Origin of the sequence: Mumia sp. zg.B53 (assembly GCF_019550935.1) — a bacterium.
Classification (GTDB): Bacteria; Actinomycetota; Actinomycetes; order Propionibacteriales; family Nocardioidaceae; genus Mumia.
In genome coordinates this window covers 899,374-921,744 of record NZ_JAHWCK010000001.1, presented here as the reverse complement: position 1 = coordinate 921,744, position 22,371 = coordinate 899,374, and the positions used below count along the sequence as shown (strand labels likewise).

The 22,371-nt window shown below is 71.5% G+C and carries 22 protein-coding genes; 15 read left to right on the top strand and 7 right to left on the bottom strand.

What is annotated here, in order from left to right; genetic code table 11:
• Positions 1–194 precede the first annotated feature (194 nt).
• Positions 195–2,732 (top strand): ATP-dependent Clp protease ATP-binding subunit, encoded by a 2,538-nt coding sequence (locus KV102_RS04465; RefSeq protein WP_220345401.1) that lies wholly within the window; start codon positions 195–197, stop codon positions 2,730–2,732.
• A 94-nt stretch (positions 2,733–2,826) separates the two neighbouring features.
• Here KV102_RS04465 and KV102_RS04460 read toward each other — a convergent pair whose 3' ends face one another.
• On the bottom strand, positions 2,827–3,738 hold the full coding sequence (locus KV102_RS04460) for an A/G-specific adenine glycosylase (protein ID WP_220345400.1): 912 nt from the start codon (positions 3,736–3,738) through the stop codon (positions 2,827–2,829).
• A gap of 47 nt (positions 3,739–3,785) precedes the next feature.
• Between KV102_RS04460 and KV102_RS04455 the strand changes: the two genes are divergently transcribed.
• On the top strand, positions 3,786–4,565 hold the full coding sequence (locus KV102_RS04455; RefSeq protein WP_220345399.1) for a hypothetical protein: 780 nt from the start codon (positions 3,786–3,788) through the stop codon (positions 4,563–4,565).
• A gap of 10 nt (positions 4,566–4,575) precedes the next feature.
• Here KV102_RS04455 and disA read toward each other — a convergent pair whose 3' ends face one another.
• From disA to KV102_RS04430, 5 genes are all read right to left on the bottom strand, one after another.
• Positions 4,576–5,664, bottom strand: coding sequence for a DNA integrity scanning diadenylate cyclase DisA (disA, locus tag KV102_RS04450; RefSeq protein ID WP_301022040.1), 1,089 nt, complete (start codon positions 5,662–5,664; stop codon positions 4,576–4,578).
• A gap of 77 nt (positions 5,665–5,741) precedes the next feature.
• On the bottom strand, positions 5,742–7,124 hold the full coding sequence (gene radA / locus KV102_RS04445; RefSeq protein WP_220345398.1) for a DNA repair protein RadA: 1,383 nt from the start codon (positions 7,122–7,124) through the stop codon (positions 5,742–5,744).
• Between the two features lie 76 nt (positions 7,125–7,200).
• The gene (locus KV102_RS04440) at positions 7,201–7,647 is read right to left on the bottom strand and encodes a hypothetical protein (protein ID WP_220345397.1); all 447 of its coding nucleotides are present in this window, start codon (positions 7,645–7,647) and stop codon (positions 7,201–7,203) included.
• 80 nt (positions 7,648–7,727) lie between these two features.
• Positions 7,728–8,366 (bottom strand): VOC family protein, encoded by a 639-nt coding sequence (locus KV102_RS04435; protein ID WP_220342197.1) that lies wholly within the window; start codon positions 8,364–8,366, stop codon positions 7,728–7,730.
• Between the two features lie 69 nt (positions 8,367–8,435).
• Complete coding sequence (locus KV102_RS04430; protein WP_220345396.1) at positions 8,436–9,182, bottom strand: hypothetical protein; 747 nt, start codon at positions 9,180–9,182, stop codon at positions 8,436–8,438.
• A gap of 49 nt (positions 9,183–9,231) precedes the next feature.
• Here KV102_RS04430 and KV102_RS04425 point away from each other — a divergent pair, with 49 nt between their 5' ends.
• The 8 genes from KV102_RS04425 (at position 9,232) to KV102_RS19485 (ending at position 16,416) form a co-directional block, all read left to right on the top strand.
• Positions 9,232–10,155, top strand: a complete 924-nt coding sequence (locus tag KV102_RS04425) for a Ppx/GppA phosphatase family protein (protein ID WP_220342195.1) — start codon at positions 9,232–9,234, stop codon at positions 10,153–10,155.
• A 52-nt stretch (positions 10,156–10,207) separates the two neighbouring features.
• Positions 10,208–11,041, top strand: a complete 834-nt coding sequence (locus tag KV102_RS04420) for a sugar phosphate isomerase/epimerase (RefSeq protein WP_220342194.1) — start codon at positions 10,208–10,210, stop codon at positions 11,039–11,041.
• Positions 11,042–11,123: 82 nt separating this feature from the next.
• A complete protein-coding gene (locus KV102_RS04415) occupies positions 11,124–11,735 on the top strand; it encodes a TetR family transcriptional regulator (RefSeq protein WP_220342193.1) in 612 nt (203 codons plus the stop codon).
• Between the two features lie 28 nt (positions 11,736–11,763).
• On the top strand, positions 11,764–12,564 hold the full coding sequence (gene proC / locus KV102_RS04410; RefSeq protein WP_220345395.1) for a pyrroline-5-carboxylate reductase: 801 nt from the start codon (positions 11,764–11,766) through the stop codon (positions 12,562–12,564).
• A 64-nt stretch (positions 12,565–12,628) separates the two neighbouring features.
• A complete protein-coding gene (locus tag KV102_RS04405) occupies positions 12,629–13,819 on the top strand; it encodes an acetoin utilization protein AcuC (protein WP_220342191.1) in 1,191 nt (396 codons plus the stop codon).
• A gap of 117 nt (positions 13,820–13,936) precedes the next feature.
• A complete protein-coding gene (locus KV102_RS04400) occupies positions 13,937–14,038 on the top strand; it encodes a 30S ribosomal protein bS22 (protein WP_019143756.1) in 102 nt (33 codons plus the stop codon).
• 16 nt (positions 14,039–14,054) lie between these two features.
• Entirely contained in the window at positions 14,055–15,038 is a 984-nt protein-coding gene (locus KV102_RS04395) for an NAD-dependent epimerase/dehydratase family protein (RefSeq protein ID WP_220342190.1), read from the top strand.
• Positions 15,031–16,416, top strand: a complete 1,386-nt coding sequence (locus tag KV102_RS19485) for a 1-acyl-sn-glycerol-3-phosphate acyltransferase (protein ID WP_308290223.1) — start codon at positions 15,031–15,033, stop codon at positions 16,414–16,416. The genes KV102_RS04395 and KV102_RS19485 overlap by 8 nt, the downstream gene beginning before the upstream one ends.
• A 41-nt stretch (positions 16,417–16,457) precedes the next feature.
• Here the strand turns inward: KV102_RS19485 and KV102_RS04385 are convergent, their stop codons facing one another.
• Positions 16,458–17,333, bottom strand: a complete 876-nt coding sequence (locus KV102_RS04385) for an HAD family hydrolase (RefSeq protein WP_374197342.1) — start codon at positions 17,331–17,333, stop codon at positions 16,458–16,460.
• Positions 17,334–17,395: 62 nt separating this feature from the next.
• Here KV102_RS04385 and KV102_RS04380 point away from each other — a divergent pair, with 62 nt between their 5' ends.
• The 5 genes from KV102_RS04380 to hemC all read left to right on the top strand — a co-directional run bounded on the left by KV102_RS04380 (position 17,396) and on the right by hemC (position 22,337).
• Positions 17,396–18,949, top strand: a complete 1,554-nt coding sequence (locus KV102_RS04380; RefSeq protein WP_220342188.1) for an AMP-binding protein — start codon at positions 17,396–17,398, stop codon at positions 18,947–18,949.
• On the top strand, positions 18,939–19,196 hold the full coding sequence (locus KV102_RS04375) for a glutaredoxin family protein (RefSeq protein ID WP_301022533.1): 258 nt from the start codon (positions 18,939–18,941) through the stop codon (positions 19,194–19,196). The genes KV102_RS04380 and KV102_RS04375 overlap by 11 nt, the downstream gene beginning before the upstream one ends.
• Before the next feature lie 182 nt (positions 19,197–19,378).
• Entirely contained in the window at positions 19,379–20,062 is a 684-nt protein-coding gene (locus KV102_RS04370) for a redox-sensing transcriptional repressor Rex (protein WP_374197341.1), read from the top strand.
• Positions 20,059–21,417, top strand: coding sequence for a glutamyl-tRNA reductase (locus KV102_RS04365; protein ID WP_220342187.1), 1,359 nt, complete (start codon positions 20,059–20,061; stop codon positions 21,415–21,417). The genes KV102_RS04370 and KV102_RS04365 overlap by 4 nt, the downstream gene beginning before the upstream one ends.
• Complete coding sequence (hemC, locus tag KV102_RS04360) at positions 21,414–22,337, top strand: hydroxymethylbilane synthase (protein WP_220342186.1); 924 nt, start codon at positions 21,414–21,416, stop codon at positions 22,335–22,337. Before KV102_RS04365 ends, hemC begins: the two co-directional genes overlap by 4 nt.
• The last annotated feature ends 34 nt before the right edge of the window (positions 22,338–22,371 follow it).

Sequence of the window (22,371 nt, the reverse complement as noted above, 5' to 3'; positions counted from 1 at the left end):
GCCGTTCGCTCTGGGTGAACATCGCCGCGTCGGGTGTTCGCCCTGCGTGAACACGGGAAGCCCGAAGGCCCCGAATCCCTTGTATTCAGGCGTCACCGCCGCTTTCAGGCGGTCCACTGCCGTTGTCCTCTCCCACTAGCATGGAGTGGACAGAGACCCGACTTTGCACAAGGTCTCGGATCAAGGGGAGTTGCATGTTCGAGAGGTTCACCGACCGCGCCCGTCGTGTTGTCGTGCTCGCCCAGGAAGAGGCGCGCATGCTCAGCCACAACTACATCGGCACCGAGCACATCCTTCTTGGTCTCATCCACGAGGGTGAGGGAGTCGCCGCCAAGGCGCTCGAGAACCTCGGCATCTCGCTCGAGGCCGTGCGCGAGCAGGTCGAGGAGATCATCGGCCAGGGCCAGCAGGCCCCGAGCGGACACATCCCCTTCACCCCGCGCGCCAAGAAGGTTCTCGAGCTCAGCCTCCGCGAGGCGCTCCAGCTCGGGCACAGCTACATCGGCACCGAGCACATCCTGCTCGGCCTGATCCGCGAGGGCGAGGGTGTCGCCGCGCAGGTCCTGGTCAAGCTCGGCGCCGACCTCAACCGCGTGCGTCAGCAGGTCATCCAGCTGCTGAGCGGCTACCAGGGCAAGGAGACCGCGGCGTCCGGCGCACCGGCGGGGGAGTCTGCCCCGAGCAGCTCGCTGGTCCTCGACCAGTTCGGCCGCAACCTCACGCAGGCTGCCCGCGAGGGCAAGCTCGACCCGGTCATCGGGCGTGAGAAGGAGATCGAGCGCGTGATGCAGGTCCTCTCGCGCCGCACCAAGAACAATCCGGTGCTCATCGGCGAGCCCGGCGTCGGCAAGACCACCGTCGTCGAGGGTCTGGCGCAGGACATCGTCCGCGGCGACGTCCCCGAGACGCTGCGCGACAAGCAGATCTACACGCTCGACCTGGGCGCGCTCGTCGCCGGCTCCCGCTACCGCGGTGACTTCGAGGAGCGCCTCAAGAAGGTTCTCAAGGAGATCCGCACCCGCGGCGACATCATCCTGTTCATCGACGAGATCCACACCCTCGTCGGCGCAGGCGCGGCCGAGGGCGCGATCGACGCGGCGAGCATCCTCAAGCCGATGCTGGCCCGTGGCGAGCTGCAGACGGTCGGTGCCACGACGCTCGACGAGTACCGCAAGCACTTCGAGAAGGACGCCGCCCTCGAGCGGCGCTTCCAGCCGATCCAGGTCGCGGAGCCGTCGATCGCGCACACGATCGAGATGCTCAAGGGCCTGCGTGACCGCTACGAGGCCCACCACCGCGTGACGATCACCGACGAGGCTCTCGTCTCGGCGGCGACGCTCGCCGACCGCTACGTCTCCGACCGGTTCCTCCCCGACAAGGCCATCGACCTGGTCGACGAGGCCGGCTCCCGGCTGCGGATCCGTCGGATGACTGCTCCGCCGGACCTGCGCGACTTCGACGAGAAGATCGTCGACGTCCGCCGTCGCAAGGAGAACGCCATCGACGTCCAGGACTTCGAGTCCGCCGCGTCGCTGCGCAACGAGGAGCGGGAGCTCCTGACGGCCAAGACCGAGCGCGAGAAGCAGTGGCGTGCCGGTGACATGGACGAGGTCGCCGAGGTCGACGAGGAGCTCATCGCCGAGGTGCTCGCCCTGGCGACGGGCATCCCGATCGTGAAGCTCTCCGAGGAGGAGTCGACCCGACTGCTCAACATGGAGGACGAGCTCCACAAGCGGGTCATCGGTCAGGAAGAGGCCATCAAGGCGCTCTCCCGGGCGATCCGGCGCACGCGTGCGGGCCTCAAGGACCCGCGCCGTCCCGGTGGGTCGTTCATCTTCGCCGGACCCTCGGGTGTCGGCAAGACGTGGCTGTCCAAGGCGCTCGCCAACTTCCTGTTCGGCGACGACGACGCGCTCATCCAGCTCGACATGAGCGAGTTCTCGGAGAAGCACACCGTCTCGCGGCTGTTCGGCTCGCCTCCGGGCTACGTCGGTTACGAGGAGGGCGGCCAGCTCACCGAGAAGGTGCGGCGCAAGCCGTTCTCGGTGGTGCTCTTCGACGAGGTCGAGAAGGCCCACCCGGACATCTTCAACTCGCTGCTGCAGATCCTCGAGGAAGGTCGCCTGACCGACTCGCAGGGCCGGATGATCGACTTCAAGAACACCGTCATCATCATGACGACCAACCTGGGCACGCGTGATATCGCGAAGGGCGTCAACCTCGGCTTCAGCCAGGCCAGCGACGTCCAGGGCTCGTACGACAAGATGAAGGCCAAGGTGTCGGAGGAGCTCAAGCAGCACTTCCGTCCCGAGTTCCTCAACCGTGTCGACGAGATCGTCGTCTTCCCGCCGCTGACCCAGAACGAGATCATCGACATGGTCGACATGATGCTCGACTCCGTCGAGAAGCGGCTCAAGGACAAGGACATGGCGCTCGAGCTCACGCCTGCCGCCAAGGAGCTGCTCGCGAGGCGTGGTTTCGACCCGGTCCTCGGTGCTCGACCGCTGCGTCGTACGGTCCAGCGCGAGATCGAGGACACGCTCGCCGAGAAGCTCCTCTTCGGTGAGGTCCGTCCGGGCCAGATCGTCCTGGTCGACGTCGAGGGCGAGGGTCCGACCGCGACCTTCACCTTCAAGGGCGAGCCGAAGGCCGAGCTGCCGGACACGCCGTTCGAGGCGACGGCCGGCAGCGGCAACGCCGGCACGGAGGGTGGCGCCGCCACCGCCAGCTGATCCTGGCGACGTACGCACGACGAAGGGCCCGCGACGACCGTCGCGGGTCCTTCGTCGTCCCTGCACCCCTGCGGGAGCGGGCGGAGCAGGCGCCTCAGCCGGGGAGGGCGTACGTGTCGGGCCCTGCGGTGACCACGAGCCCGTCGTCGAGGAGGCCGTCGAGGGCGCGCTCGCGCTGCGTGGTGTCGTCCCAGACCGCACGGAGTGCTGCGCCCGCGACGGCGCCTTCGGCCTCACGGAGCACGGCCAGCAGCCGTCCGCGGCACTGTCGGTCGGTGCCGGCCCAGGCCTGCCCGCGGCGTGCGGGACCCTCGTACGGCGGCCGCCCGGCCGCGTACCACCGGCACGCCCCGCGCACGGGGCAGACGGCGCACGACGGCGTACGGGCGGTGCAGACGAGTGCACCGAGCTCCATCAGCCCGATCGACCACACCGCGGCGGTCTCGTCGTCCGGCGGGAGGACCGAGGCCGCGAGCAGCCGCTCGGGCATGGTCAGGGACGGCGCCGGCTGGGCCGCGCCCTCGAGGAGCCGGGCGAGGACGCGCCGGACGTTGGTGTCCAGAACGGCGTGCCGGCGACCGTAGGCGAACACGGCGACGGCCGCCGCGGTGTACTCACCGACTCCGGGCAGCGCGCGGAGCTGCTCGAGGTCGTCGGGGACCACCCCGTCGTGGCGCTCGCCGATCGCGACCGCTGCGGCGTGGAGTCGGAGCGCCCGGCGGGGATAGCCCAGGCGCCCCCAGGCACGCACCGCCTCGCCACTCGGCTCGGCTGCCAGCGCCCCAGGCGTCGGCCAGCGGGCGATCCAGGCCTCGTAGACGGGGACGACCCGCTCCACCGGTGTCTGCTGGAGCATGATCTCCGAGACGAGCACGTGCCAGGCCGTGGCGGTCTCGCGCCGCCAGGGCAGGTCACGGGCGTGCGCGGCGTACCAGGTCGTGACGGCGTCGTGCACGGCGTCGGGCTCCGCGACGGCGGACCCAGTCAAGGAGGTGGGAGGGACCATGGCGAGTCGATCCTGCCACGGCGGGCGCGACGGTTAGTTTGGTGGGCGTGAGCTCGGTGATGCGCCCTTCGGGCAAGCTGCCCCCCGGTGTCTACTGGCGCCGGCGGCTCGTCGTCCTGACGGCCGTCCTCCTGCTGGGCTGGCTCGCCCTCCGCGTGATCGGCGGGGGAGACGACCAGAAGGCGGGCGGAGAGCCGCCAGCGACGTCGACGTCCGTCGCCAGGCCGGAGCCCTCTGCCACCACGGCTCCGACCCGGGCACACAAGCCCCGCAAGGCCAAGGACGTCGCGGTGGACGTCCGCCTCGCCGCCGTCGACGGTGTGTGTCCGCCCGAGACGGTCTTCGTGACGCCGTCGGTCGTCGAGGGCGCCCGTGCCGGCGGCACGGTGCCGGTGACGTTGCGCGTGTCGAGCACCGCCACGAAGCCGTGCACGGTGCGCATCGACCCCTCGACGTTCGTGCTGAGCGTGAAGTCGAAGGACACCACGGTCTGGGACACCCAGGCCTGCGGCGAGATCCAGGGCCGTACGGTCGACGTCCACCCGACGTGGGCCACCGTGATCGATGTGACGTGGGACGGGCGTGCGAACGCCGACACGTGCGACGAGGAGGGCGCCTTCGCGAAGCCGGCGCCCTACAGCGCGTACGCGGCGATCCTCGGGGGAGAGCCGGCGGTCGCACGGTTCACGCTCGTGGCGCCCCCGACTCCCACGCCGACTCCTGCCCCGACGACGTCGCCGGCCGCGAAGCCGGCGCCGAACCCGGGTGCGACGCCGGCGACACCGCCGAAGCCTGGGAGCGCTCCCGCCACGTCTCGCACCCCGTGAGGCGCAGGCGTCAGACGTAGCGTTCGAGGATGCTGGACTCGGCGAGCCGGGACAGGCCCTCGCGGACGCTGCGGGCTCGCAGCTCGCCGACGCCGTCGACGGTCTGGAGGTCCTCGATGCTCGCCGCGAGAAGTTTCTGCAGCGTGCCGAAGTGGTCGACGAGCCGTTCGATGACGGTGTTGGGCAGACGGGGAATCTTGGCGAGCAGCCGATAGCCGCGGGGTGACACGGCCGACTCGAGGTGCTCACCCGTGCCGAGGCCGAGGGCCCGGGCCACGGCGCCGAGGTCGACCAGGTCGCCCGCGACGATGTGAGAGAGGTCCTCGAGGATCTCGGCGGGAGGCTTGCCGCGCCGGCCGCCGGGCGCGTAGTCGCGCACGATCAGCTCACGCTCGCTCTCGACGCCGGTCACGAGCTCGTCGAGCTGGAGCGACAGCAGGCGCCCGTCCGTGCCGAGCTCGAGCACGTAGTCCTCGATCTCGGCGGCGATCCGGGTCACCATCTCGAGGCGCTGAGCGACCGCGGCGACGTCGCGCACGGTCACCAGGTCCTCGATCTCGAGGGCCGACAGCGCGCCGGAGACCTCGTCGAGCCGCAGCTTGTAGCGCTCGAGGGTGGCGAGCGCCTGGTTGGCGCGACCGAGGATGGCGCCGGCCTCCTCGAGCACGCGGCGGGTGCCGTCGACGTAGAGGGCGATGATGTGCATCGAGGCGGAGACCGAGATCACCGGGACGTTGGTCTGGCGCGCGACACGGTCGGCGGTGCGGTGCCGGGTGCCCGTCTCGTGCGTGGGGATGGAGGGGTCGGGCATCAGGTGCACGCCTGCCCGGAGGATCCGGGTGGCGCCCCTGTCGAGGATGATCGCGCCGTCCATCTTGGCCAGCTCGCGCAGGGCGGTGGGCGTGAAGGGGACGTCGAGAACGAAACCACCGGTCGAGAGGGCGTCGATGTCCTTGTCCTGGCCGAAGACGATCAGCGCGCCGGTGCGGCCGCGCAGGATGCGCTCGAGGCCTTCGCGCAGGGCGGTCCCGGGCGCGACGGAGGCGAGCGTCGCCCGGAGGATCGAGGGCGTCCCGCTCGCGCGATCGTTGATCGACACCTGGCTCCCCCGCGAGATCTGATTCAATGACTTCCGTCAGTGTAATGGCAGGCCCCTGAGGCCGAGGCCGCCGCGCGTCAACCGTCGCGAGAGCCGATGCCGAGAGCGCGGAGCGCGCCGGCCAGGTCATCGACCGGCAGGACGGTGAGGCCCGGGACGTCCGTGGTGCCCGGAGTCACGTCGGAGCCGTCTCGCGGGACCACGGCACGACGGAATCCGAGCCGGGCTGCCTCGCGGAGGCGTTGCCCCAGGTGGGTCACGCGCCGCACCTCTCCGGCGAGGCCGACCTCGCCGAGCGCGACCAGGTCGGTCGGGACGAGGGTGTCCGTCGCGGCCGACGCGACGGCGACGGCGGCGGCGAGGTCGACCGACGGCTCGCTCAGGCGGGCTCCGCCGACCGTCGCGGCGTAGACGTCGGCGCGACCGAGAGCCAGCCCGCACCGTCGCGAGAGGACGGCCAGGATCATCGCCATCCGCGAGCTGTCGAGACCGCTGGTCGCTCGGCGTGGCTGCGGCAGCTCCGTCGGCGACACCAGCGCCTGGACCTCCGCGAGCAGAGGGCGACGGCCCTCCATCGTCACGGTGATGCAGGTGCCGGAGACCGGTTGGTGGTGACGCGACACGAAGAGCCCGGTCGGGTCGGGCACCTCGACGATGCCGGACTCGGAGAGGTCGAAACACCCGATCTCGTCGACCGGGCCGTAGCGGTTCTTGACGGCCCGGACCAGGCGCAGCCGCGAGTTGCGGTCTCCCTCGAACTGCAGGACGACGTCGACGAGGTGCTCGAGGACGCGCGGACCCGCGATCGATCCGTCCTTGGTGACGTGGCCGACGAGGATCGTCGGGATGTCGCGGGACTTGGCCACCTGGATGAGCGTCGAGGTGACCTCACGGACCTGCGTCACCCCACCCGGCGTGCCGTCGACCGAGGACGAGCCGATGGTCTGGACGGAGTCGACCACGAGGAGGGACGGCTTGACCTCGTCGACGTGGGCGAGGACGGCGCCGAGGTCGGTCTCGCTCGCGAGGTAGAGGCTGTCGTGGACCGCGCCGGTGCGGTCGGCGCGCAGCCGGACCTGCGCGACCGACTCCTCGCCGGAGACGTAGAGGGTCGTGGCCAGACCGCGGGCCCAGCGTGCGGCCACCTCGAGCAGCAGCGTCGACTTGCCGACTCCGGGCTCGCCGGCGAGCAGCACCACGGCGCCGGGGACGAAACCGCCGCCGAGGACCCGGTCGAGCTCGGCGACGCCGGTCGGCTGTGAGCGAGAGCTCTCGACGTCGACCTGACCGATCGGCAGGGCGCTGCGCGTCACCGTCGTCGCGGCCGTGCGGGTGGCAGGGGAGGGGGCACCGACCTCCTGGACCGTGCCCCAGGCCTGGCACTCGCCGCACCTGCCGACCCACTTGGTGCTCGTCCAGCCGCACTCCGTGCACCGCACCGGGGTCGTGGTCTTGGCCATGACGGACACGTTAGGCGAGAGCACCGACAGTCCTGCACGGACGCGCCCGTAGCGGTGCGGGCGGTGACCGTGCTGCTCAGATCCGGCCGCGCCACGAGCGCGCGGCAGCATCCTCCCGGCGCGTGTCGAGATGGGCGCGCACGGCCCCGTAGATCGGGACCCAGGTGCTCGGGAGCACGAGGATCAGGGCGCCGAGCAGGGGCGACACGGCGCCCTCGGCCGCCCGAGTGCTGCCCTCGCTGAGCAGCAGACCGGTGGCGAGGACGGCGACCAGACCGGGCAGGTAGCCCCACAGCGCCGGACGGAGCCTGCCCGTCAGACGCATCAGGGCCAGGGCGCCGGCGAAGCAGCTGAGGGCCACGAGCGCCGACATCACGGCCGCGGCCTCGAAGCCGGCGGCGTCGAGGTTGCGGAGGATGAGGAGGTGCGCTCCGACTGCGCCGAGCACGGCCGTCACGGCGATGCTGGTCACGACGGTGGCCGTGTCACCCAGGTGCCCGGAGATCCGTAGAACGCTGCTCATGGATCAAGGGTGTAGTCCGGAATCACTACGGACATCCGTTGTCGTACTCAGTTCAACCACACGAACCGAGGCGCACGGTCCTAGATGCGGACCTCACCGCGGGCCGTCGCGAAGGTCGCCGCCACGATGCCCGGCAACCCGTTCGGGGCCACCCAGCGCACGTCGACGTCGGTGAGCGCGTGGAGGACCGACTCCCCGAGGTACTGGGTGACGCGGTCGGGCGACCCGGCGATCTCGAGAGAGCGCAGCTGCACGCTCGCCGGACCCGAGCGCGACGGGTGCTCGGAGTCGGGGACGTCCCACGACACCACGAACGGCAGCTGGGGGTCGGCCTGGGTCCCGCGGACCCCGATCTGCCGCCACTCGAGGTTGAAGCCGTCGGGTCGACGCCGGTTGCCCGGCACCGCGTGGCGGCCCATGCGGTGCTCGACGGGGCCCATGTCGTCGACACGGACGACCCATCCCAGCCAGCCGCCACCGAGGTCGGTGCGGGCGCGTACGGCCTGCCCGAAGGGCGCCTTGTCCGACGCCGGGTGGTCCAGAGCCGCCACGACCTCGAGGTACTGGTCGCCGAGGAGGGGGAGAACCATGTTGCGGGTCCCGAAGCGGGGGTGGTTGCCGCCGTCCACGAACGACGCACCGAGCGCCTCGCCGAGCCGCGACGTGGTGGCGGCCAGCCCGTCAGGGCCGGCGGCGAACGAGAGATGGTCCAGGCGCATGGGTCATTGTGGCCCCCGGCACATCGTCGTCGGGCCACCGGGGTGCGTCCTCCGGACGGTGGTCGTCGCTCAGGCGCCCGGGTCGGCGCGGTGCCGGGTCCTGCGGTGCTCGCCGGCGAGGTGCTCCTCGCACAGCGAGACGAGAGCGGTGTACCCGTCCAGGCCCATCAGCGCGGTCAGCTCGTCGGCGTTGGAGAGATAGACCGGCTCCAGGCCGACGTGGGCCTCGGTGTTGGCCGAGCAGTACCAGTCGAGGTCGTGGCCTCCCGGACCCCACGCGGCCCGCGTGTACTCACCGATGGACACCTCCGTGTACGAGGTGCCGTCGCCGCGCTCCACGTCCCGGAACTGCCGGCGGATCGGAAGCTGCCAGCACACGTCCGGCTTGGTCCGCACCGGTGACACCTCGTGGTCGAGCGCCCACTTGTGGAGGGCGCACCCGACGCCACCGGCGAAACCCTCGCGGTTGTGGAAGATGCACGCACCCTCGTAAGCCCGGGTCTTGAGGTCACCCTCCTCGTCGGTCTCGGTCCACCCCTGCGCGGTGCCCTCGGCGTGGTGCTGCCAGTCGTCGGGACCGAGCTTCTTCACGTACTTCTTGACGCGCCGGTAGTCGGCGTCGTCGGCGAAGTGCGCACCGAGCGTGCAGCAGCCCACGTCGGGTGCGTCGGCATAGATGCCGCGGCACCCGCGTCCGAAGATGCAGGTCCAGCGCGACGTGAGCCAGGTGAGGTCGCACCGGAACACCTGCGTGTCGTCGGCAGGGTCGGGGAACTCCGCCCACGCGCGGGGAAAGTCGAGCAGCACCTCGGGCACGACTTCACTGTAGACCGGCGAGACGAGGCCGCTCGGTACGCTCACCACCATGCGCATCGGAGTCCTGGACATCGGCTCGAACACCGGGCACCTCCTGGTGGTCGACGCCTACCGGGGCGCTCCGCCGTTGCCGGCCTTCACCTACAAGGAGCCGCTGCGGCTGGCCGAGCACCTCGACGCCGAGGGCGCGGTGGAGCCGCGAGGGGTCAAGGCGCTGGTCCGCTTCGTCGACGAGGCACGTGCCGTGGCGGCCGACAAGGGGTGCTCGGAGGTGATCGCCTTCGCGACCTCCGCAGTCCGCGACGCCGTCAACGCCGACGCCGTGCTCGCCAAGGTCGAGGCGCAGACCGGGGTCCGGCTCGAGGTGCTGCCGGGGGAGGACGAGGCCCGCCTCACGTTCCTCGCCGTCCGCCGATGGTTCGGGTGGTCGTCCGGCCGGCTCGGCGTGTTCGACATCGGTGGCGGCTCGCTCGAGATCGCGGCCGGCCGCGACGAGACTCCCGACGTCTGCGCATCCCTGCCGCTGGGCGCGGGTCGCCTCACCCGCGACCGCTTCCCCGACGGGGTGCCCTCCGACGCGCAGTACGAGGAGACACGCCTGTTCGTCCGTCAGCAGATCGCCGCCAGCGTCGGTCCGCTCCGTCGAGGAGGAGGGTTCGACCACGCGGTCGCGACGAGCAAGACGTTCCGCTCGCTCGCCAGGCTGTGCGGCGCGGCACCGTCCCAAGAAGGGACGTACGTGCGCCGCGTCCTCGAGCGCGACCTGCTGGCCGCCCACCTCGAGGAGCTGCGGACCTTGCCGGTGAGCGCGATCGCCCAGCGTCCCGGTGTCTCGGCCAACCGCGCGCACCAGATGGTCGCCGGCGCCGTCATCGCCGACGCCGTGATGGACCTCTTCGACCTGCCGGCTCTCGAGATCTGCCCGTGGGCGCTGCGCGAGGGTGTCCTGCTCGAGCGCCATGACCACATGTGACCCCCTTCGCACTCCGACGGGGCCCGTGGGCCTCGGCGCGTAACCTGGTCCCGTGACCGACGACCCCGCTCACCCCGTCTCCGTCCCCGCCGCCCGCGTGGCGCTGTCGACGTCGTCGGTCTATCCGGAGTCGACGGAGGTGGGATTCGAGATCGCCAAGCGCCTCGGCTACGACGGCGTCGAGGTGATGGTCGGCACCGACGCCACGAGCGCCGACATCGACGCGATCGTCGAGCTTCAGGAGCGGCACGGGATCGACGTGCTCTCGGTGCACGCTCCGTGCCTGCTCATCACCCAGCGGGTCTGGGGCACCGACCACTGGGTCAAGCTGGAGAAGAGCGCGGAGATGGCGCGCGCCTGCGGCGCCGGACTGGTCGTGGTGCATCCGCCGTTCCGCTGGCAGCGCGAGTACGGACGCGCGTTCGAGGACGGTGTCGCCGAGCTCGAGGAGAGCACCGGGGTCGTCTTCGCCGTCGAGAACATGTACCCGTGGCGTACGGGCAAGCGCGAGTTCCAGGCGTACGCGCCCGGCTGGGATCCGGTGGTCTTCGGCTACGAGCACGTCACCCTGGACGTCTCCCACTGTGCGACGTCGGGCAGCGACCCGGTGGAGATGGCGAGCGAGCTCGGGCGGCGGCTGGCGCACGTCCACCTCGGCGACGGCACGGGGTCGGCACGCGACGAGCACCTGGTCCCCGGGCGGGGCGAGCAGCCGGTGGGCGAGCTCCTCGGTGTGCTGGCCGAGCGGGGTTACGCCGGTGACGTGGTGGTCGAGGTGACGACGCGCAAGGCCGCCGACCGGGCGGAGCGCGAGGCCGATCTGGCCGAAGCGCTGGCGTTCACCCGTCTCCACCTCGCCTCGATCGTCCCCTCCGGCGACCACTGACCCGGCGGACACCCGACGACGCGAGGGCCGCGAGTGTGAACAAGAGCGCCTCGCGACCCCCTCTCGGCCTTACGCTGCCGCCATGGCAGGAAGACGCCCGGGCGCACCCGACACGCGGGGCGAGATCGTCGTCGCCGCACGGGCCGAGCTCGCGCAGCGCGGCTACGACGGCACGTCCATCCGCGCGGTCGCACGGCGGGCCCGCGTCGATCCGGCGCTCGTCCACCACTACTTCAAGGACAAGCAGCGACTCGTCCGCGCCGCACTCGCGCTTCCCGTGGACCCGGTCGTCGCCCTCGGCCCGGTCCTGGTGGCCTCGACCGACGACGCCGGCAGCGCCTTCGTCCGGGCGATGCTGACGGCGTGGGACGATCCGGCCAACCGGGAGGCCGTGGTCGCGATGGCTCGCAGCGGGCTCGGCAGCGCCGACCAGGGAGCGATCGTCCGCGACGCCATCCTCGACGGTCCCGTGAGGGAGCTGCTGCGGCGCCACCGGCCGGATGCGCCACCTGCGGTGCCGGCACTCCTGCTCGCGGAGATGGTGGGCCTCGTCGCCGCGCGCTACCTCCTCGAGGTGGAGCCGCTCGCCACGATGACGGTCGACGAGCTCGTCGCCGTGGTCGGCCCGACAGTGCAGAGCTACCTCGGCCTCGACGCCCTCGCCACCTCGCCGGCACGCGACCACAGCGCCTGACGGAGACCGTCACCCCTATCCTCAGACCATGGGCAGCAGAGTTGCGGTCGTCGGTGCCGGCGCGATGGGAGAGGCGATCGTCTCGGGGATGCTCGCGCACGGCTGGCGTCCTGCCGACCTCGTGCTGGCGGTACGCCGTGAGGAGCACGCCGCCGCGCTGCGCGCCTCGTACGGGGTCGAGGTGACCGACGCGCTCTCGGCGGCGGCGGAGGCCGACGTCGTCCTCGTGGGCGTCAAGCCGTACGACGTCGCCGGCGTCCTGGCTCAGATCGGTCCCCGCCTGCGCCCCGGCACGCTCGTCGCGTCTCTCGCCGTCGGGATCACGACGACGGCGCTCGAGGCGGCGCTCCCCGAGGGCACGCCGGTCGTCCGCGTCATGCCCAACACGCCGTCGCAGGTCGGGGCCGGCGTCGCCGTGATCTCCGCGGGGACGCACTGCGACGACGCGCAGCTCGCCGTCGTGGACGAGATCATGAGCGCCGTGGGCATCGTCGTCCGCGTCCCCGAGCGGCTCCAGGACGCCGCCGGAGCGATCTCCGGGTCCGGTCCGGCGTACGCGTTCCTCGTGATCGAGGCGCTGGTCGAGGCCGGGGTCCATCTCGGACTTCCGCGGGCGACCGCCACGGATCTCGCCGTTCAGACATTCGTGGGAGCGTCCCGGCTGGCCGCCGAGACCGGCGAGCACCCGGCGGTGCTCCGCGAGCGCGTCACCTCGCCGGGCGGGACCACTGCGGCGGCGTTGAGCGAGCTGGAGGAGCGCGGGCTGCGCGCTGCCTTCATCGCCGCCACCCGGGCCGCCCGGGACCGCTCCCGCGAGATCGGCGACTGACGCGGTCGTGAAGGGGACGCGACAGGGCAGAGACCCACGTCACGCTCGGGGCTAGGCTGACGGTATGGATGACCGACCCGGGACCGCATGCGTCGTCTCCGACGACCGACTGACCGGCTACAACTTCGGTCCGTCCCATCCGATGGCGCCGATCCGGGTCGACCTGGCCATGGAGCTGGCGACCGAGCTCGGGGTGGTCGGCGACGACCTTCGGCGGGTGGGGTCGAAGGCTGCCGACGATGATCTCATCGCGACCGTCCACACACCGGCCTACATCGAGGCGGTCCGCGCGGTGAGCGCGGACCCGTCCGTCCCGAACCTCGCCGCCGGGCTCGGCACCGACGACAACCCGACCTTTGCCGACATGCACACCGCGGGCGCCCTGATCGTCGGCGCCTCCGTGGAGGCGGCACGGCGCGTCTGGACCGGTCAGAGCCTGCGCGCGCTCAACGTGTGCGGCGGTCTGCACCACGCCATGCCGGACCGCGCGAGCGGCTTCTGCGTCTACAACGACGTGGCTGTCGCGATCCGGTGGCTGCTCGACAACGGGGCGCAGCGGGTCGCCTACGTCGACGTCGACGCCCACCACGGCGACGGCGTCCAGCAGATCTTCTACGACGACCCTCGCGTCCTGACGGTCTCGCTCCACGAGACTCCGCAGACGCTCTTTCCCGGCACCGGGGTCGCGACCGAGATCGGCACCGACGACGGCATCGGCACCGCGGTCAACGTCGCGCTCCCTCCGGGCACCTCCGACGCCGGGTGGCTGCGCGCCTACCACGCGGTCGTCCCGCAGCTCGTCGGAGAGTTCAAGCCCGACGTGCTCGTGACCCAGCAGGGGTGCGACTCCCACATGGACGACCCGCTGACCAACCTGATGCTGAGCGTCGACGGTCAGCGTGCGTCGTACCTCGCGCTGCGGGACCTCGCCGAGGAGGTGTGCGCAGGACGCTGGGTCGGCTTCGGAGGCGGCGGCTACGCGGTGCTCGACGTGGTGCCGCGCTCGTGGGCGCACCTGATGGCGATCGTCGCCGGACGTCCGATCGAGCTCGACACCCCCACACCCCCGGCATGGCGTGAGCACGTCGTCGCGCTCAAGAGCGGGGGCATGGCCCCCCAGCGGATGACCGACGGACGGTCCACGTCCTACCGCGACTGGCGCGAGGGGTACGACCCGGCGAGCTGGCTGGACCGGCAGATCCTCGCCACCCGCAACGCGCTCTTCCCTCTGTACGGGCTCGACCCGATGCCCTGATCGCGACCTAACCCGGGTCCGCTTGACCCCGATGCCCGCCGAACCCGTACCCTTGGCTGGGTCGTCCCACGTCCGGGACGCCTCGTGTGTGGCCGTGTGAAGCAGAGAAGGTGAACCGTGGGTTCTGTCATCAAGAAGCGCCGCAAGCGCATGTCGAAGAAGAAGCACCGCAAGATGCTCAAGCGCACACGCGTCCAGCGTCGTCGTCTCGGCAAGTAGCCCCCGGGTCACCACGATGGGTCGCGTCGTCCTGGTGACCGGCGTCGCGCGCGACCTCGGGTCGAGGCTCGCGCGTCGTCTGGCGGTCACGCCAGGCATCGACAAGGTGGTCGGGCTCGACGTCCAGCCGCCGCCCGGCGACATTCACGGGATCAAGTACGTGCGTGCCGACATCCGCACGCCGGTGATCGGCAAGGTCCTGGCCGTCGAGGACGTCGACACCGTGGTGCACATGAACGTCGGGGCCCCGCAGCGCCAGCTCGGCTCGCGCAGCGCGGTCAAGGAGATCAACGTCATCGGCACGATGCAGCTCCTCGCTGCGTGCCAGAACTCCCGGACGGTCGAGCGGCTCGTCGTCCAGTCCTCGACCGCCGTCTACGGGACGTCGGCGCGCAACCCGGCGATGTTCACCGAGCACACCCCCTCCCGGTCGGTCGCCGGCAGCGGCTTCCCGAAGGACGCCGTCGACATCGAGGCGTACGTCCGCGGCTTCGGCCGCCGTCGGCCCGACGTGACGATCGCGACCTTCCGGCTCGGCAACGTCCTGGCGGCCGACGTGCTCGGCCCCTTCAGCGAGTACCTCCAGCTCCCTGTCCTGCCGGCGATGCTCGGCTACGACCCGCGGTTGCAGTTCCTGCACCCGTTCGACGCGCTCAACGTCCTCTCGCTGGCCGCGACCGGCGACGTCACCGGCACCTACAACGTCGTCGGACCCCAGGTCCTCGCGCTGAGCCAGGCGGCACGTCGGCTCGGACGTCCGCTGCTGCGCCTGCCGTCGGTGGGGTTCAACAGCGTCACCCAGCGCATGGTGCGGATGATGAGCTCCGACTTCACGCCGGAGCTCGCACGACTGTTCAAGTACGGCCGGGTGTGCGACGGCTCCAAGCTGGAGCGTGAGCTCGGCTACGAGATGCTCTACTCCACTCCGCAGACCCTGGACGCGTTCGCCGAGACCATCGAGCCCGGTGTGCTGTCCGCGATGGGAGGCACCCGTGTCTGACGCCCCGCAGGAGCACCCTCCGATCGGCTCGCCGGAGGTGACGAAGACCGCTGCGAAGAAGGCCTCGGCCAAGAAGGCGCCGGCCAAGAAGGCGCCGGCCAAGAAGGCCTCGGCCAAGAAGGCGTCCGCCGCCAAGAAGACAGCCACCGCGAAGGCTCCGGCTGCGAAGAAAGCGCCGGTCAAGAAGGCACCCGCCGCCAAGAAGGCGTCCGTGAAGAAGGCGGCCCCTGCCGCGAAGGCGCCCTCCTCCCGGCCCGCACCCGTCGAGAAGCCGGCCGTGCAGATCGCGCCGAAGGCGGACGTGCCCGCGATCGGCAGCCCGGTCGAGGTCATCACGGTGACTCCCGCGCGGGTCGAGCCGGAGCCCCTCCACGTCGCACCGGAGCCGGACCGGGAGACGCCCACTCCGGAGGCGACCACCCACGAGCGGCCCACGTTCTCGCTCGTCGTGGACAACGAGCAGGAGCCCGCCGCAGAGGCGGCCCCGGGCATCCCGCTCGCCGAGCTGGTGTCTGCGCTGGTCGAAGGCGCACGCTCGGTCCTCGGCGAGGACTGGGAGGCGAAGGCTGCCGAGCTGCTCGCCCTGGTGCGCCGGCGGATCGCCGGTGACTACGAGGTCGACGAGTTCGGGCTGGACTCCCAGCTGCACGCCATCGGCATGGCGGCGATCCGTCCACTGGCCGAGAAGTGGTTCCGCATCGAGGTTCGCGGGGCGGAGCACATCCCTTCCGACGGCGGCGCCCTCGTCGTCGCGAACCACTCCGGCACCATCCCGGTCGACGCCGCGATGACGACGCTGATCGTCAACGACCACGCGCAGCGCACGCTCCGGCTGCTCGGCGCCGACCTGGTCTTCGAGCTGCCGTTCGCCGGTGAGCTCGCCCGCAAGATGGGCGCGACGCTGGCCTGCAACGAGGATGCCGAGCGTCTGCTCGGCGACGGGCACATCGTCGGCGTCTGGCCAGAGGGGTTCAAGGGGATCGGCAAGCCGTACAGCGAGCGCTACAAGCTCCAGCGGTTCGGACGCGGCGGTTTCGTGTCTGCGGCGATGCGCGCCGGTGTGCCGATCGTGCCGGTGTCGATCGTGGGCGCCGAGGAGATCTACCCGATGATCGGCAACGTCCCCTCGCTCGCGCGTCTGCTCGGGCTGCCGTACCTCCCGATCACGCCGTTCTTCCCCTGGCTCGGCCCGCTCGGGCTGATCCCGTTGCCCAGCAAGTGGATCATCGAGTTCGGGGAGCCGGTCCGCACCGACGCCTATCCCCCCGAGGCCGCCGACGACCCGATGCTCGTCTTCAACGTCACCGACCAGGTGCGCGAGACCATCCAGCAGACGCTCTATGCGCTGCTGGTGGACCGCGGGCACCCGTTCGTCTGAGTCATCGACCTCGGCCGGGCGGCGGTCTCAGTCGGCGGGTCTCAGTGTCGACGGGCGCGCGCTGCGCCGAGGGCGGCACCTGTCACCGCTCCGGCGGCCGCCACGCCGAGGAGACCGACCTTGGCCGCCTTGCGCCCCGTCCGGTAGTCGACGACGTCCCATCCGTGCTTGCGTGCGTGGTAGCGCAGGTGCGAGTCAGGGTTGACCGCGTACGGGTGGCCGACGAGCGAGAGCATCGGCAGGTCGTTGAACGAGTCGGAGTACGCGGAGCAGCGATCGAGGTCGAGACCCTCCTCTCGAGCGAGCGCCAGCACCGCGTCGGCCTTGGCAGGACCGTGGAGCATGTCGCCGACCAGGCGACCGGTGTAGACGCCGTCGACGGACTCCGCGACCGTCCCGAGCGCTCCCGTGAGCCCCAGCCGACGGGCGATGATCCGGGCGATCTCGACGGGGGCCGCCGTGACGAGCCACACCCGCTGCCCGTCGTCCAGGTGCCGCTGCGCCAGGGCGCGGGTGCCCGGCCAGATCCTGCTCGCCATCGTCTCGTCGAAGATCTCGTTGCCGACCAGCTCCAGCTCGCTGACCGCATGGCCGGCGATGAAGGCGAGCGCCGCCGCGCGCGCCGACTCGACGTGCTCGGGATCCTCGACCCCCGCGAAGCGGAAGTAGGCCTGCTTCCAGGCGGCGTCCGCGATCTCACGGGTGGTGAAGAACTTGCGCTTGTAGAGGCCACGGGCGAGATGGAACAGCGACGCGCCCTGCATGATCGTGTTGTCGACGTCGAAGAACGCCGCTGCCGTCGAGTCAGGAGGCACGGTGAAGCTGGTCTCCACCTCCGCCGCGGCCGCCGAGGCTTCCCCGGCCAGCATCGATCGAGCACGGAGGTTCTGCGGTCGTCTGTGCCCCTTCGCATCCACGGCACGAGCGTACAGATCGGGGCAGGGGGGCATGGTGATCGTGCTGTGCAAGACTCGACGCCATGACGGTGAACGTCGCGGAGCTCGTCCGGCAGCAGGCGGAGCAGGACCCCGACGGGACGGCGCTCGTCGAGGGCTACGGACCCGGCCGGTCGGTCACGTGGGAGGGTCTCGACGACCGGGTCTCTGCGGTCGCCGCCTGGATCTCCGCCCAAGGACTCGTCGCAGGGCAGCGGATCGCGATCGTGATGACCAACCGCCTCGAGCTGCCGATCTCCTATCTCGCCGCGCTGCGTCTCGGGTTGGTCGTCGTGCCCGTCAACCCCCGTGCTCCGGGCGACGAGGTGACGGCGCTGTGCGCCATCACCGGCGTACGGCTCGTGCTGTGCGACCCCGACTGGGCGTCGGTGTTCGCCCGCGCAGGCCTGCTGACCGTCGTCGCCGGCGAGAGCGACCCTGATCCCCAGGTCCGTCCTTTCGCGGACCTGCTCCAGATCCATCCTGGTCCACGTGGGCTCCCGCCGGCGCCTGCGGACCCGGAGGCGACCGCCCTGCTGATGCCGACCTCCGGCACGTCGAGCGAGCAGCGCATCGTCGTGCTGAGCCATCGCGCTCTCCTCGCCAACCTCGACCAGGTCGCCGCCGTGGAGCCGCCGCCGGTCCGACGTGACGACGTCGTGCTCGCCGTGCTGCCGCTGTTCCACGTCTTCGCGCTGAACGCGGTCCTGGGACAGGCGCTGCGGCAGGGAGCGACGACGGTCCTCCTCGACCGGTTCGACCCGCAGGGATGCCTCGACGCGATCGTGCGTCACCAGGTCACGGTCGTCCCCGTGGCGCCTCCGGTGGTCGCCGCGTGGAGCGGCCGGCCGGGCGTCGCGGCGGCGCTCGCCGGGGTGCGGACGGTGCTCAGCGGCGCCGCGCCGATCGGGCCCGACCTCGTCGAGGAGTTCGCCGCGACGACGGGGCACACGCTGCAGCAGGGGTACGGGCTCACGGAGGCGGCCCCGGTCGTCACGACGACGCTCGGGCGGCCCGTCGACAAGCCTGGGTCGGTCGGCGCGCCCTTGCAGGGCCTCGAGCTGCGCCTGGTCGAGAAGGACGGCGCGGACGCCGAGCTCGGCGACCCGGGTGAGATCTGGCTCCGCGGTCCCAACCTCCTGAGCGGGTTCTGGCCGGACGGCTCGGGCGGGCCGGACGAGGACGGATGGTTCGCGACCGGCGACGTCGGCATCCTGGACGCCGACGGTGACCTGACCCTCGTCGACCGGCTGCGAGAGCTCGTGATCGTCTCGGGCTTCAACGTGTTCCCCCGCGAGGTCGAGGAGGTGCTCGCCGACGCGCCGGGGGTTGCGGAGGTGGCCGTGGTCGGAGTCGAGGACCGCGAGACCGGCGAAGCCGTCCGCGCCTACGTCGTGCCGTCGCACCGTCTCGACGACACCGACGGTTTCGCCGAGGCGCTCCGCGAGCGTGCCCGCGGTCGGCTGGCGCGCTTCAAGGTGCCGCGTGAGATCGTGGTGACCGACTCGCTGCCGCACACCACGACCGGCGAGATCTCCAAGAGCCGCCTGAGGGCGGCCGAGGCGCGAGGAGTCCTGGGGTTGCAGAGTGAGCGCTGATCCGACGGAGCCGGCCCGGGTGGTCGTCTACGCCAAGCCCGGGTGTCACCTCTGCGAGGACGCGATCGCCCTCGTGGCGCAGGTGTGCGCGGAGACCGGGACGTCCTGGCGCGAGGTCGACATCAGCGGAGACGCGGAGCTGATGCGCACCTACGGCGAGCAGATCCCGGTCACCTTCGTCGACGGCCGCCAGCACGACTTCTGGCGGGTCGACCCCGAGCGGCTGCGGGCGGCGTTGGGGGCCTGAGCGCTTCCGTGCGCTGACGCGCGCACGCCGGAGGCCCCGGCGCAGGTGACCCGAGTCACCCGACCCAGACCGCGCTCGATTTTGTTCTCACGTTCACAAACTCTTACAGTGGGTTTGCCGGTGTTCGCCGGTATCCGACCCCCCAGCGACACCCGGAATCCGTACCGCGGTCCAGGAGCGACGTGAACCAGCTGCGAGCGCAGGCCAACGGCCGTCCCGCCTCGGGCATCCCCGAGGCGACGGTTGCTCGGCTCCCGGTGTATCTCCGGGCGCTCACCGGGCTCGGTGAGTCAGGTCTGCGGACCGTCTCGTCCGAGCAGCTCGCCACGGCCGCGGGGGTGAACTCCGCGAAGCTCCGCAAGGACCTCTCGTACCTCGGATCCTATGGCACCCGCGGCGTGGGCTACGACGTGGAGTACCTCCGCTACCAGATCGCCCGCGAGATCGGCGTGAACCAGGACTGGAGCGTCGTCATCGTCGGCATCGGCAACCTGGGTCAGGCGCTGTCGAACTACGGTGGCTTCCGTTCCCGCGGCTTCAGCATCGTCGCCCTGGTCGACGGCGACCGCTCGCGCGTCGGTGAGAGGCACGGCGAGCTCTCGATCGCCCACATCGACGACCTCGCCGACGTGGTCGCCGAGCACGGATGCTCGATCGGCGTGATCGCGACCCCTGGCGAGGCCGCACAGGAGGTCGCGGACCGCCTCGTCGCCGTGGGCGTCACGAGCATCCTCAACTTCGCCCCTGCCGTCCTCGTCGTCCCCGACGGCGTGGACGTCCGCAAGGTCGACCTCTCCATCGAGCTGCAGATCCTCGCGTACCACGAGCAGCGCAAGCGCACGCCCGCGCAGGAGGTCCAGGCATGAGCGTCCTCGTCGTGGGCGTCTCCCACCGGAGCGCGCCGGTCTCGGTCCTCGAGCGGGTCGCGCTCGACGGCGACGCGGTTGCGAAGGTCGCGCAGCAGGCACTCGACGCCCATCACGTGAGCGAGTCGCTGGTCGTCTCGACCTGCAACCGGGTCGAGATCTACGTCGAGGCCGAGCGCTTCCACGGCTCGGTGGAGGACATCTCCGACCTGCTCGTCGAGCAGTCCGGACTCACCCGCAACGACCTGCTCCGCCACATCTACGTGCACTACGACGACGCGGCCGTCGCGCACCTCTTCTCGGTCGCCTCCGGGCTGGACTCGATGGTGGTCGGCGAGAGCCAGATCCTGGGTCAGGTCCGGGCCGCGCTGCAGCGCGGACAGGACGACGCCACCGTGGGGCCGGCGCTGAACGTCCTCTTCCAGCAGGCGCTGCGGATCGCCAAGCGAGGTCACGCGGAGACCGACATCGACCGGGCCGGTCCGTCTCTGGTGATGGCCTCGCTCGAGCTCGTCGCCAAGGCGGGCCACCGCCTGGAGGACATGCGCGTCCTCGTCGTCGGAGCGGGTGCCATGGCGGCGCTGTCGGCGACCACCGCCGCACGTCGGGGTGTCGCGAGCGTGACCATCGCCAACCGCACCCACGCCGGCGCCGAGCGGCTCGCCGCCACGGTCGGGGGGACGGCCGTGCCGTGGGGCGAGCTCGACGCCGCCCTCGCCGAGGCCGACCTCGTCGTGTCGTGCACCGGGGCGACCGGTTCGGTCATCACGGCCGAGCAGGTCCGTGCGGCGACCACGGCGCGCACCAGCCCGTACGTCCTGATCGACCTCGCGCTGCCGCGCGACATCGACGAGGACGTCGCCGCCCTCCCGGGCGTGATGGTCCTCGGCCTGGCCCAGCTGCAGGAGATGCTGGCCGACGAGAAGGGCGCCGCCGACATCGACGCGGTGCGCGGGATCGTCGCCGGTGAGGTCGCGGCGTTCCTCGCCGCTCGTCACGCGGCGAAGGTGACCCCGACCGTCGTCGCGCTGCGCTCGATGGCGACCGCGGTCGTCGACGCGGAGCTCGTCCGGCTCGAGGGGCGGCTCCACGACGTCGATCCGGAGGTCGTCGACGAGCTGCGTCAGGCCGTCCGCCGGGTCGCCGACAAGCTCCTCCACCAGCCCACCGTCCGGATCAAGGCGATGGCGGGACGGCCGGACGCACTCACCTACGCCAACGCGCTCGCGGACCTGTTCGCCCTCGACCCGGCCGTGATCAACGCGGTCAGCGCAGTCGAGCCGACTCGTTCCACGCCTGCTGCCGAGGCACCCGAGGGGTCCTCGCCAGGTTCGCCGAAGGAGGACCGCGCATGACGTTGCGCGTCGGGACCCGCGCGAGCGCGCTCGCAACCACCCAGTCGGCCCAGGTCGCCGAGCGGCTCGGTGAGCTGACCGGTGTCGAGACCGAGCTCGTCACCGTCTCGACCCACGGCGACCGGAGCTCGCGACCCCTCACCGAGATCGGTGGCACCGGCGTCTTCGTGTCCGCCCTGCGCGACGCGCTGCTCGCCCGCGAGGTGGACGTCGCCGTCCACTCGCTCAAGGATCTGCCGACGTCGTCGGCCGACGGGATCCTCCTCGCGGCCACCCCGCCGCGCGTGGACCCCCGCGACGCGGTCGTCGCCCGCGACGGCATGACGCTCGGTGAGCTCCCGCCCGGCGCCCGCGTCGGGACCGGGTCCCCGCGGCGAGCCGCCCAGATCAACGCGCTCGGCCTCGGCATCGAGGTCGTCGGCCTTCGCGGCAACGTCGACACGCGGATCGGCAAGGTCCGCACCGGTGAGCTCGACGCGGTCGTGCTGGCCGCCGCCGGCCTCCGCCGGCTCGGCAGGATCGAGGAGGCGACCGAGCTGCTCGACCCGCTGCAGGTCCTTCCGGCACCAGGCCAAGGTGCCCTGGCGTGCGAGTGCCGCGCCGACGACCACGAGGTCGCCGGCCTGCTCGCCCGCCTCGACGACGGCGCGACCCGCGCCGCCGTCACCGCAGAACGCAGCCTGCTCGCCTCGCTCGAGGCGGGATGCTCGGCACCCGTGGGGGCGTGGGCCGAGGTCGTCGACGACGACGGCACTGCCCGGCTGTGGCTGCGGGCCTTCGTCGGAGATCCCTCCGGCGCACCGTCCATCCGACTGTCATCGACCGGATCCGTGCAGGACCCGGTCGGGATCGGAGAGCGTCTGGCTGCCGAGATGCTCGCCGAGGGTGCCGACTCGCTGATGCGGGTCGTGACCCCATGACCACCGACCCCCGTGGGCCAGTCAACCCAGAGGC